General features: G+C 50.3%; 12 protein-coding genes and 3 tRNA genes. 12 read left to right on the top strand and 3 right to left on the bottom strand.

The window, feature by feature from the left end; all coding sequences use genetic code 11:
* Positions 1 to 429, bottom strand: a complete 429-nt coding sequence (locus HC352_RS07330) for a metallopeptidase family protein (RefSeq protein ID WP_168918262.1) — start codon at positions 427 to 429, stop codon at positions 1 to 3.
* Positions 430 to 485: 56 nt separating this feature from the next.
* Here HC352_RS07330 and HC352_RS07325 point away from each other — a divergent pair, with 56 nt between their 5' ends.
* From HC352_RS07325 to HC352_RS07295, 7 genes are all read left to right on the top strand, one after another.
* Positions 486 to 956, top strand: a complete 471-nt coding sequence (locus HC352_RS07325; protein ID WP_168918261.1) for a DUF3499 domain-containing protein — start codon at positions 486 to 488, stop codon at positions 954 to 956.
* A 32-nt stretch (positions 957 to 988) separates the two neighbouring features.
* Positions 989 to 1663 carry an MtrAB system response regulator MtrA gene (mtrA, locus tag HC352_RS07320; RefSeq protein ID WP_168918260.1) on the top strand — a complete coding sequence of 225 codons (675 nt, stop codon included), beginning with the start codon at positions 989 to 991 and terminating at the stop codon, positions 1661 to 1663.
* Between the two features lie 5 nt (positions 1664 to 1668).
* Positions 1669 to 3303, top strand: a complete 1635-nt coding sequence (mtrB, locus tag HC352_RS07315) for an MtrAB system histidine kinase MtrB (RefSeq protein ID WP_247645182.1) — start codon at positions 1669 to 1671, stop codon at positions 3301 to 3303.
* Positions 3300 to 4976, top strand: coding sequence for an LpqB family beta-propeller domain-containing protein (locus HC352_RS07310; protein ID WP_168918258.1), 1677 nt, complete (start codon positions 3300 to 3302; stop codon positions 4974 to 4976). Before mtrB ends, HC352_RS07310 begins: the two co-directional genes overlap by 4 nt.
* Positions 4977 to 4991: 15 nt before the next feature.
* Positions 4992 to 5693, top strand: coding sequence for a ComF family protein (locus tag HC352_RS07305; RefSeq protein WP_211080654.1), 702 nt, complete (start codon positions 4992 to 4994; stop codon positions 5691 to 5693).
* Positions 5694 to 5927: 234 nt separating this feature from the next.
* A complete protein-coding gene (hpf, locus tag HC352_RS07300) occupies positions 5928 to 6602 on the top strand; it encodes a ribosome hibernation-promoting factor, HPF/YfiA family (protein WP_168918256.1) in 675 nt (224 codons plus the stop codon).
* Between the two features lie 174 nt (positions 6603 to 6776).
* Positions 6777 to 8162, top strand: coding sequence for an FAD-dependent oxidoreductase (locus tag HC352_RS07295; RefSeq protein ID WP_168918255.1), 1386 nt, complete (start codon positions 6777 to 6779; stop codon positions 8160 to 8162).
* Positions 8163 to 8222: 60 nt separating this feature from the next.
* Here the strand turns inward: HC352_RS07295 and HC352_RS07290 are convergent, their stop codons facing one another.
* The gene (locus HC352_RS07290) at positions 8223 to 8717 is read right to left on the bottom strand and encodes a YajQ family cyclic di-GMP-binding protein (protein ID WP_168918254.1); all 495 of its coding nucleotides are present in this window, start codon (positions 8715 to 8717) and stop codon (positions 8223 to 8225) included.
* A gap of 138 nt (positions 8718 to 8855) precedes the next feature.
* On the opposite strand from HC352_RS07290, the gene HC352_RS07285 reads away from it, so the two are divergent.
* The 5 genes from HC352_RS07285 to HC352_RS07265 all read left to right on the top strand — a co-directional run bounded on the left by HC352_RS07285 (position 8856) and on the right by HC352_RS07265 (position 10760).
* A tRNA-Tyr gene (locus HC352_RS07285) sits at positions 8856 to 8936 on the top strand.
* A gap of 123 nt (positions 8937 to 9059) precedes the next feature.
* A tRNA-Thr gene (locus HC352_RS07280) sits at positions 9060 to 9135 on the top strand.
* A 25-nt stretch (positions 9136 to 9160) separates the two neighbouring features.
* A tRNA-Met gene (locus HC352_RS07275) sits at positions 9161 to 9234 on the top strand.
* A gap of 54 nt (positions 9235 to 9288) precedes the next feature.
* Positions 9289 to 9459 carry a 50S ribosomal protein L33 gene (rpmG, locus tag HC352_RS07270; protein ID WP_168918253.1) on the top strand — a complete coding sequence of 57 codons (171 nt, stop codon included), beginning with the start codon at positions 9289 to 9291 and terminating at the stop codon, positions 9457 to 9459.
* Positions 9460 to 9602: 143 nt separating this feature from the next.
* On the top strand, positions 9603 to 10760 hold the full coding sequence (locus HC352_RS07265) for a UDP-N-acetylmuramate dehydrogenase (protein ID WP_168918252.1): 1158 nt from the start codon (positions 9603 to 9605) through the stop codon (positions 10758 to 10760).
* On the opposite strand, the gene HC352_RS07260 is transcribed toward HC352_RS07265, so the two are convergent.
* Complete coding sequence (locus HC352_RS07260) at positions 10757 to 11791, bottom strand: adenosine deaminase (protein WP_168918251.1); 1035 nt, start codon at positions 11789 to 11791, stop codon at positions 10757 to 10759. The two genes, HC352_RS07265 and HC352_RS07260, sit on opposite strands and share 4 nt — an antisense overlap.
* Positions 11792 to 11872: the final 81 nt, after the last annotated feature.

Below are 11872 nucleotides of genomic sequence, written 5' to 3'. Positions count from 1 at the left end.
CTATTGTAGATATTCCACCTCAGCAGGATCGATATCTAGCGCACTGGCAATCTGGCTCACCATCACGTTGTGAATAAACATGCGTGGATCATCGTCGTCGTCAGCAGCTATTGTCAGTGGCATACGATAAAAAACTAAGCGGCCAAGAATTCGAGAAGGACGCTCAAAAGGTAAAAAACGAGCTAACGGAATCCCATTTTCCCACGGGGCAGGATCTGAAGCAGGAACATCTAAAACGGCGAAATCGTAGCGGTCTAAACGGCGGCCCAGATGGCGGCGAAATGCCGCCAATTCCAACGCTAAAATATCGTCAAATTTTTGGGCACGTGTCCGGTAGGCTGGCGATTGCGAGCTGACAAGTGGACCGCGCATCCCGCGACCATGTCGATCACGGCGACGCCCACGATCGCGTTTAGGTAATGTAGTCACATAACTTATTTTACGCCACTGTTACTGAAGAAGACGAGAGATGTAGACTAGGAGATGTGAGTCCAATTCGACATTGTTCCCGAGGCGCCTGCAAAAACGCAGCTGTTGCCACGATGACCTATGACTATAAGCAAGCAACTGCAGTCCTAGGGCCGTTATCACCCGTGCCACTGCCAGGGGCGTTTGACCTATGTGTCCAGCATGCCCACACGGTAACGGTGCCAGTTGGCTGGCAAATGATTCGGCTCAAAACAGAATTTGAACCGGTTGCCCCGTCTACTGATGATCTCACTGCGCTCGCGGATGCTATTCGAGAAGCATCCCGTAAAGATGTGCCCCCGCCACAGCCAGCCCAACGTGAGATTCGGCGTACATCGATGGATATTTCGGCCACGCCCCGTCCGCGCCCGCGTCCGCATTTCACTGTTGTTGATGGTGGTGCGCAAGATTCTGCCCAGACCGAACCTACTAATGAACTCTCAGCTGTTTCTGAAGACCAACCTGACCGAGACCTTCCGGTAGACTAGAGCTAGTCGAGTAATGTGAAAGGCACAAAACAATGCGTATCTTAGTTGTTGACGATGATCCGGGCATTTCCGAGATGGTGGCCATTCTGCTGGAGTCCGAAGGGTATGAGGTGTCGGTATGTGCTAACGGCTCTCATGTTTTGCCGTTGTTTCGTGCCGAGCATCCAGATTTAGTTTTGTTAGACGTTATGTTGCCAGGCCTCGATGGAGTTTCGGTGTGCCGTCAATTGCGTGAAGAGTCTGATGTGCCCATTATTATGATGAGTGCCAAAACTGACTCTGTTGATGTGATTGCTGGGCTAGAAGCTGGGGCTGACGATTACGTGACGAAGCCCTTTGAAAATTCGGTGTTACTCGCACGAGTGAAGGTGCGTTTGCGCCGGCAGGAAAATGAAGTGGAAACCTTACGGGTTGCTGATTTAACTATTGATCTTAAGGCTCATGAAGTTAAACGTGGTGAGCAAATTTTGCATTTAACACCGCTGGAATTTGATTTACTGACCGTGTTAGCGCGCAAACCGTATCAGGTTTTTTCTCGTGAAGAACTCTTGGAACAAGTGTGGGGATACCGCCATTCTGCGGATACCCGGTTGGTTAACGTTCATATTCAACGGTTGCGCGCTAAGGTGGAGCGTGATCCAGAAAATCCCGATGTTGTCCTGACTGTGCGCGGTGTGGGATATCGGGCAGGTTCTGCTAAGGAATGACTCGCGTGGTTGCGACGGAATCACGCAAGCAGAGTTTTTTTGACCGAATTGAACAGGTTATTACCCGTTATCGTTTGCGGTGGCGTTCGTCCTTGGCAATTCGGACGATCACGGTTATCGCGTGTGTGTCCTTGGTGGGTATTGCCTTAACCGGTACGTTGATTACATCCCAAGTGAAAAATGCGGTTTTTGATCGAACGGTTGCAGTTGATATCGAACGTTTTGCGACCGATACCCAGTTAGCTCAGGAACGTTTTTCAGTTGCGGTCTCCCCAACGACGGCGCAGTCTCAGCGGGTTGCTTTGGAATTAGTGGCTTCGCTATATGATCCGGCTCGTGAGCTTTTGGGTGGTGTGTTGTTGCGTTCCCCAGATCAAGAATTTACGGGGACGCCGATTTTGGAGCCAGAGACAGCGACGACGACGCGGGTGCGTTCTTTGGTGACGCCACAGTTGCGAGAAATTGTACGTAGTGATGCGGATTTGAGTTGGCAGTCGGTAGCGATTAGTTCAGCTAAAAATGATGATATTCCAGGGATTATCGTGGGTAAGCAGATCACGATTCCTGGTTCGGGTGACTATGAATTGTACGCTGTTTTTTCGTTGAAAAATCAGCAGGATTTATTGAATGCGACAATGCGGGCGCTATCGTTGAGTATGGTTGGTTTGCTGGCATTAATCGTTATTGTGGCATGGTTGATGGTGCGTTTTATTTTGCGGCCTATCCGGGCGGCAGCAGCCAATGCACGAAAGTTGACTGAGGGTGAATTTGATTCCCGGATGACGGTCTATGGATCAGATGAATTAGCACAACTTGGCGAGTCGTTTAATACGATGGCTTCTTCCCTCGAAGAGCAGTTTACTAAGATGCAGCGAATGTCAGCGGTGCAAACGAATTTCGTTTCAGCAGTTTCGCATGAACTGCGTTCCCCAGTGACAACAATTCGTATGGCTGGTCAGCTTATTTACGATAAGCGTGAGGATTTGCCGCCTGCGTTAAAGCGCAGTGCAGAATTGCAGCATACTCAGTTGCGTAATTTAGATGCGATGCTTTCTGATTTGCTTGAGATTTCGCGCTATGATGCGGGCGGAATGGCTTTGGCAGCACAAGATGAGAATATTGCTGATATTGCCCGCAATGTTATTGAAATGGCTGATCCGTTAGCGGTGGATAACGGGGTGATTGTGCGTTTAGACATAGCCGGAGATACACATGCACAAGTAGAACCTCGGCGTATTGAGCGCGTTATCCGTAATTTGGTGGTGAATGCCCTAGAACATGCGGAAGGTAAACCGGTCAAGGTGTCTGTTGTTGGCGGGCGGGACGCTGTGGCTGTACGAGTGCAAGATAACGGTGTTGGGTTATCTGAAGATCATGCAGCTCACGTTTTTGACCGTTTTTGGCGGGCAGATTCATCACGTGTACGCAAATCTGGGGGAACAGGTCTTGGGTTAACGATTGCAAAAGAGGATGCGTTGATTCACGGTGGCACTCTCGAGGCCATCGGTGAGCTGGGCGTAGGATCAACTTTTCTCTTAACCATTCCTCGCTTGCCTGGTCATGATTTCACTCGGCCCTTACCGCTAGAAGTTCCGGAACCCTACCCAATGCCGATCGCACAAGGCGTGGAGGAAGAATGAAAAAGATACTTGCTGCGATTGTGTGTTTCGTATTGATAAGCGGGTGTGCACGCATTCCGATGTCAGGGTTGCCGCAGGCTGTGGAGCGTTCGCAACAAACCAGTGGTGGTATCGTACTGGATCCGCAAGGACCAGCTGAAGATGCCGAACCAGAAGATATTGTTGTAGGGTTCATGCGAGCTTCTTCTGCTGGGTTTTCGGATAATTTCGTCGTCGCGCGTCAATATTTGACCGCAGGCGCTGCTAAAGTTTGGAATCCGACAACTCAGGTACGTATCTATCCGGATTCACAAAATCAGCAAGTGAGTCAAACTCGTTCGGGAGCATACCGAGTAAGTGTAGGTGCGAGTGGAATTGTCGACTCAACGGGTCGTTATACGTCCGCAACAGCAGATTCCACCCTGTCAAGCGAGTTTTCACTGGTGCGCGAAAAGTCGGGGGAGTGGCGGATCGCCGTCGTCCCTGACGGGGTAACAATGCCAGATTCGTTATTCCAAACACTTTTTGTGCGTACTGCGCTTTATTTCCCAATCCAAGATCAAAGTGCATTCGTCACAGATGTGCGATGGTACCCTCGTTCTCAAGTGGTTTCTGCGGCAGCGCGCGGAATTGTCGATGGGCCGCCGCAATGGTTAGCGGGGTCAGTGACAACGATTTTGCCGGCTGGGACAACGTTAACTAATCCGGTAGTGAACGTTGACGGGGGTGTTGCGCGAATTGATTTGAGTAGTGATGTAGCAGAATTACCGGCGCGGGCTCGCAATATTTTGTACACCCAATTCATGAAAACTTTCACGTCGCTAGCTGGAGTTTCCGGTGTGGAGCTGTTAGCTAACGGAGCTTTGCTCGAAAGTGAAAATATTGCTGATATTCCAAGCTATCCATATTCTGGATCGGAAATGCTTGTTCTATCCGATGGCAAGCCTGCAGTTGTTAAAGATGATGGCCTACATTTTGTGCCGAACTCGGAGGGTTTAGCCAGCTTAGATCTGTCTGATCTAGCCACACCTTATGGTGAGAAATTAGCCGATTTTGTGGCTTTGGGACAAGGTGGGCAAACAATCTATCGGATAGATGCAGCTGGGGTGCCAATAGAATTGTTATCTGGGCAAGAATTAGTCTCCCCATCGATTGATCGTCATCGTTTTGTGTGGACTGCTGAGCGTTCGCCAGATCAGCAGTTGACCGCAATTGATATGTCTTCTGGCCAACGGGCGCGGGTAGAAGCAACGTGGCTTGATGGTTATAAGATTCGCTCACTTGCAGTATCACGTGAGGGCGGGCGGATTGTGATGCTCGCTGAGCATGAAGGAGTTTCTCAGGCTCTAGTTGCCGGTATTGTGCGTGATGGAGCTGGGGTTCCGCAGTCGCTATCTGAACCAATTCGCGTTGGGCAGCGTCTGAGTGAAATGACGGATGTGGCGTGGGTGTCAGATTCCCGATTAGTGGTTATTGGGAAGAGCCAAACCTCGTCGATGAATGCTTTGTATTCGGTGCCCTTGGGAGAAAGCATTTCGGTTATGTCTTCGCTCGAAGATATGACGAGTGTGACGGCCGGCCGCAATGATGATTCGATCGTGTTACATACTGCGGCTAATGATGTCTATGCCTATGATGCTGGTGGTTGGCGTCGGATTTTAGAGAATGCTATAGCACCAACATTTCCTGGGTGAACGATGATGGTAGGTGTGGTCCACGCTGTTCGGCAGTTCTTCGCTCAGGTAGCGGATATTATTTATCCCCGCTGGTGCGTGGGATGCGGGACGCCTGACGTTAGTTTGTGTGATTCCTGTACATGGTTGTGGCATCGTGGCCCATGGTGGCGTGCCGAGAGCGGAGCGCGTTATCTGTTAGCTGTTGACGATCAAGGTGATGACTTGAGCATTTTTCCGGTGTGGGCACGCGCATGGTATAGCGGTTCAGTCGCCTCAGCTCTGGTGCGTTGGAAGAACATGAACGATTGCCGGGTAGATGCGGCTTTTGCGCAACTGGTAGCAGATATTGTTGGTGACTTGCAGATTGAGGATGCATTTCCAGCGGCGCAGTGGCCTAATGTCGTGGTTGTTCCGGTGGCTTCACATAACTCGCGCCGGCGTGCCGGTAGATTCGTCGCCGGGGTGATTGGGCGGAGCTTTGCTCAGTGTATTGGAGTTGATTTTGTTGACGCCTTGCGGGCGAAGAAAAGCCGGCGTGGTGGCGGTAACGTGGCTGAACGTGGGCGAAAGTCGCGGGCACAGCGCGCGGTAAAAAGTTTTTCGGGATATGACGTTATTTTGGTTGACGATGTGCTGACGACGGGGGCGACGCTGCTGGGTGCGCAGCGGGCAGTGAGTCAGGCTGGTGGGCGAGTTGTCGGAGCTGTTGTTTTGGCGGTAACGGATCGTCCGTAGATATGCGGGAAGTATGCTCACCGCTGAATATGCTGATGAGGAGGGTCTTACAGTTCACTTTTGTGACATGAAGCACTATACTTAGTAGTGGAAGCTATGAAGTTACGTTCATCGTTATGATGTCGTGCAATAGCTGTGAAAGTAGGTGATGAGTGTTTTTCTCGCGTTAAGCGAGTGTAGTCCCTCAACGTAGTATCTATGGTGATACTACCCTCACGACCCAAGGAGATCATCGTGGAATTCGTAGTTAAAGGTCGCAATGCCGAAGTTAGTGACAACTTCCGTGAGTTTGTGGAAGAAAAACTGGCAAAGATTGAACAGTTTGCACCACGTGCCCAACGCGTTGAAGTTGAAGTAACTCATGAGCCGAATCCGGCGCAGGCGGAAATCTCTGAACGTATCGAAATCACCGTTCGAGATAAAGGACCAGTGGTTCGTGCTGAAGCAGCTACCTCAGATCGGTATGCTGCAGTTGATCTGGCGGCACAAAAGTTGTTTGAACGACTACGCCGCAAGAGTGAGCGAATGAAGGACCGTAAGCACCATGTTGTTAAAGATGTTGATGCTGGTGAACTCAATGTTGATCAATTGCTCGCGGAAGTGACGTCTTCTCAAGAGCGCGAAGAAGCGCCTACACAAACGCCAACTCGCCCCACTGTCGTTGGGGAAACTGTAGAAACTCAAGTTGGAGATTCGCCGGTTATTGTTCGCCAAAAGCTCTACGAAGCAAAGCCAATGTCAGTTGAACAAGCAGTAGACGAAATGGAACTTGTTGGCCACCCGTTCTACTTGTTTATTGACGAAGAAACCTCCCAGCCATGTGCAGCATATCGCCGTCGTGGGTGGACGTATGGAGTGATCCGTCTCGATGCTAAGACTATCGATCATGGCCCTGGGGAAACCGAATAACCTAGAATAACAAGTTCTCATACGTATGAGGCACGTAGCTACGATGTTACGTGCCTCATTTATGTGTTGATATCCTCACCCGCTATTTATCTGTTGAGTAATCGTCCGTTAGTATTGTGTGTGGTTTCTTCCAAATAATGTCGAGGCCGTCTTGGGCGGCTGAAAGAGGTAATCGTGACTCAACGTCCACTCCAAGTAGCGGTGATCGGTGCTGGCCCAGCTGGCATTTACGCATCAGATATTCTATCGAAGTCGGATCTGGACGTGCAGGTCGATCTGTACGAAAAGCTTCCTGCCCCCTATGGTCTTGTTCGCTATGGTGTGGCGCCTGACCATCCGCGGATTAAAGCGATTATTACTGCGTTGTACAATGTGCTCCAGCGTGGCGATATTCGACTTGTTGGTAACGTAGAAATTGGTAAAGACATCACATTCGACGAGCTACATGAGCACTATGACGCGGTCTTATTGGCAACTGGTGCAGATCGTGATCGACCATTTGATATTTCTGGTGGCGATCTTCCGGAAGTTTATGGCGCTTCCGAATTTGTTTACTGGTATGACGGGCACCCGGATGTACCTCGTACCTGGCCGCTAGAAGCAAAAGAAGTTGCAGTGCTTGGTGTGGGTAATGTTGCACTGGACGTTGCACGTATTCTGGCGAAACATCCAGATGATTTGATGAGCACTGAGATCCCAGAAAATGTGGAACAAGGGTTGCGGCAATCGCCAATTACTGATGTTCATGTTTTTGGCCGCCGCGGTCCGGCACAGGTGAAGTTCACCCCGATGGAATTACGTGAGCTTGGGCACGTTCCTGATGTTGATATTGTGGTTTATCCGGACGATTTTGACTATGACGCTGGCTCAGAAAAAGCGATGGATGAGTCAAAGATGACGCGGCAGGTAGTTGATCAGCTCACAAACTACGCCTTCCAAGAGCCTGAAGATTTAACAGCTTCACGCCGTATCCATATCCACATGCTGCAAGCCCCGGTTGAAATTCTGGGTGAAGATCACGTTGAAGGTATCCGTATGGAGCGGATGGAACTTCAAGGAGATCAGTCTGTGAAGGGGACTGGCGAATATATTGATTACCCAGTTCAGGCCGTATATCGGGCGATTGGTTATGCCTCCTCACCAATTCCAGGGGCGCCATTTGATGACCGTCGTTGTGTTGTTCCGAATGAAGGTGGACGAGTGACGGATAATGAAGGGAATGTTGTGACTGGCATGTATGCTACTGGCTGGATTAAGCGTGGTCCGGTTGGTTTGATTGGTTCTACCAAATCAGATGCGCAAGAAACAATTGGTCATTTGATTGATGATTATAAAGCCGGAAAGTTACATGCCTCCACTGAAAACGTCGGTTGGGAAGCTACCAAGGCAGTGCTCGATGAGCGCGGTGTCCGGTACACCGATTGGGAAGGTTGGCACCATCTAGAAGACTTCGAAAAGTCGTTAGGCCAAGCTGCTGGGCGGGAAAGAATAAAGGTTGTTGAGCGCGAGACGATGACAGCTGTTTCGCGCGGTGAAGAACACGACGGGAAACTTTACTAAGTGTCACAGTGGGGCCCGCAGATAGCATCTGCGGGCCCCACTGGCATGAAGTAGGTGCGATTAGCGGTAGTTGACGAACTGGAGTGCTACATCGAACTTTCCGCCTTTGAGAAGCGCGATAACAGCTTGGAGATCATCGCGTGATTTCGATGAAACACGAACTTCATCTCCCTGAATTTGAGCTTTAACGGATTTTGGCCCTTCGTCACGGATCAATTTTGTGATCTTCTTTGCGTTGACTTGGTCAATGCCTTTTTTAAGCGTGCCGAGGAGGTGATACTCCTTGCCGGAAGCCTTTGGTTCGCCTTCGCCAACATCGACTTGTTTTAGTGAAAGTCCACGCCGGATGAGCTTTGATTGCAAAACATCCCAGATTGCTAGAACACGTTCGGGGGTGTTGGCAATCATAGTAATTGTTTCGCCTTTGAGGGTGATTGATGCGCCGACATTTTTGAAATCGTAGCGCTGGCCAATCTCCTTAGCTGTTTGATTTACAGCGTTATCTACCTCCTGGTAATCGTAGTCAGAGACGACGTCGAATGATGAATCTGCCATGGTTTCTCCTTAGAAAATTGAGCATTTTTGAAAAATGTGACGCGCACGGCACTCTTTTCCATGCTTATAGTTTGACACGGTATGGGGTAGAGCTGGTAATCTCGTTATCCGCACGGGGTTGTAAAAAACAACGTGCATGGCAGGTTTGCAGAGCGGCCAAATGCATCTGACTGTAAATCAGACGGGTAACCTTCGGGGGTTCAAATCCCTCACCTGCCACTGGATCGTCATTGGGCTCATGCTCAATACGAACCATGCAATAATTGAAGTGATATGTATCACCGAAAAAATTGCGCAAGTAGTTGGTTTTTGTGCATGCCTCTTGGTAAGCTTTCCAACGTTGCCCCGATAGCTCAGTCGGCAGAGCGTCTCCATGGTAAGGAGAAGGTCAAGGGTTCGATTCCCTTTCGGGGCTCCATTCATTTCACCAGAAATGAATTTGAGGCGGGGTAGCTCAGTTGGTCAGAGCGCACGACTCATAATCGTGAGGTCGCGGGTTCAAACCCCGCCCCCGCTACAAACGAAAATTGAAGCACCCGCTTCTCAACAAGCCGAACGTGAGGTAACAACAGTGGCTAGCAAGTCTGCAGACGTTCGCCCCAAGATCACCCTCGCTTGCGAGGTTTGCAAGGAGCGTAACTACATTACGAAGAAGAACCGTCGGAACACGCCGGATCGTCTAGAGCTCAAGAAGTACTGCCCAAGGTGCTCCAAGTCTCAGACGCATCGTGAGACCCGATAAGGTTTAACTAAGCAAAAGCCCTTCCATTTGGAGGGGCTTTTACTTTTATGGGTGCTTACAATGGTGTACACAATCAACTATATTTCCGCCGTGCCGGGGGAGCAGATTATAGTAGAGATTGCAGATAACACAGGAGGACATTGATGGAACACTCTCGGAAAGATCTTGCTCCAGTTGCATCGTCACGAGCTCAAACTGATGCCTCCTCTTTGGCACAACTGACTACTTTCAACGTTGGCGGTCCCATTTCTCATCTGGTCCAGGCCCAGACGGAAAACGAGATTATTGACGCCATTCGCACAGCTGATGAACAACAGTTACCGCTACTCGTCCTTGGTGGCGGATCAAATATTCTGGCAGCTGATAGTGATTTTACTGGTATCGTCGTACGTGATATGCGAAATGACATCACGCCGACGATGGATGACGGTTGTGGCGGCGGACAGATGACTGTTACCGCAGGAACTCCATGGGATGACGTTGTTGTCTATGCCATCGAAAACGAATGGATGGGCCTCGAAGCTCTTTCTGGTATTCCCGGCTCTGCTGGGGCAGCCCCAGTACAAAATATCGGTGCCTATGGGCAAGAAGTTGCCGAAACGATCGCCTCACTACGAGTATATGACCGACTAGCTAAAAAAATTACCACCCTATTTCTAGCTGATCTTGATTTCGGTTACCGGCATTCACTCCTCAAATCGTCCATGGTTCATGGCCCATTGGGTCCAAGTCCACGCTGGATTGTTCTAGAGGTGAATTTTCACATGCGCCGGGCTAGCCTCGGAGCGCCCATCAAATACGGACAACTTGCGACAGCACTTGGCATTGAACTTGGCGAACGTGCCCCCGCAGCCGAGGTTCGGCAAGCGGTTCTTGAACTACGGCGTTCAAAGTCAATGATTCTTGATGATGCTAACCGAAATACCTATTCAGCAGGTTCATTTTTTACCAACCCGATCTTAACTTTGGATCAGGCCAAAAACTTACCGGAACAAGCGCCACGCTTCCCAGTCACCGATCACACGACTATTCGGCAAATTGGCGGCGAACCAACAGTAGTTCCGGGCCTTGTGAAATCCTCAGCAGCTTGGCTTATCTCCCATGCAGGGTTCGATAAAGGATATGGTTTGCCCAATAAAGCGGCGCTTTCAACCGATCACTCATTAGCTATCACAAATCGTGGTGGAGCTAGTGCCAACGATATTGTCCAACTTGCTCAAGAGGTCCGTGACGGCGTGCAAAAAGCGTACGGGGTAACATTGGTACCTGAGCCTGTCTTCGTCGGTCTAAGCCTCGATTAAGAGCCGTTAGCATCGTCTGGTCCAGCGAGCCAAGCATCAATCTCGTCATGCCAAACGCTCTTTGATTGAGGGCTTGCCAACGAAGCAGTGATTGACGAATGTGCCAGCAACGCTAACTCATAATCGTCAAAACCAAGATCACGAGCAATACGATACTGATCGGTTAATCTCGATAAGAACAGCAAGGGATCGTCAGCTCCCAACGCGACCTGGGCCCCGGCGTCAAGAAGGGTGCGTAATGGGATGTCATGCTTATGCCCATAAACTCCAAGAGATACATTCGATGCCGGACAGACCTCAAAAGCGATGCCGGCGTCCACAATCCGAGCTAAAAGGTCAGGATCTTCGGCTGCCCGCACTCCGTGACCTAACCGCACTGGACGCAAATGAGCAACTACCTCTCGCAAATGATCTGGGCCTAAAAGTTCCCCGCCGTGCGGAACCGCTGCGAGACCAGCGCGGCGGGCAATGTTAAACGCAGCTGACCATTCCGAGGTCGTCCCACGTCGTTCGTCATTACTCAACCCAAAACCTACGACGTTCCCAGGGCCATCTCCAGCATGCTTGGCCGCCAACCGCGCCAACGTGCGTGCTTCAAAAGGATGACGAATACGTGAAGCAGCAACGATAACGCCCACGTCGATACCTACGTCACGGGAAGCAATTGCGGCCTCATCAAGCACGATTTCTAAGGCTGGCGTAATACCACCAACAAACGGTGCATACGAGGTGGGGTCAATCTGAATTTCTAGCCGGCGTGAACCTTCGCGTTTATCATCTTCGGCAGCTTCGCGCACAATTCGGCGCATTGCTTCCTCGGAGCGAACCACTTTACGGGCGGCATCGTAGGCGCGCTGAAATCTAAACCAACCGCGTTGATCGGCAGGAACGTGGAGCGAAACATTATCGGTTAAATTCTCCGGCAAGCGAATCCCTTGCTCAGCAGCCATATCGGCTAAAGTTGATACCCGCATTGAGCCGGTGAAATGCAAATGAAGATGTGCTTTGGGAAGGGCATTAAGGTCTCGCATAAGCCAAGTCTGCCAGCGTGCGCGGATCGTTTCAATGTGCCAGAGTGTGAAACTGAGCGAGATAGGTAGTCGAGTTGAACT

The sequence above is a fragment of the Arcanobacterium buesumense genome (genome assembly GCF_012563545.1).
Classification (GTDB): domain Bacteria; phylum Actinomycetota; class Actinomycetes; order Actinomycetales; family Actinomycetaceae; genus Arcanobacterium; species Arcanobacterium buesumense.
This window is presented reverse-complemented; position numbering and strand designations above follow the sequence as displayed.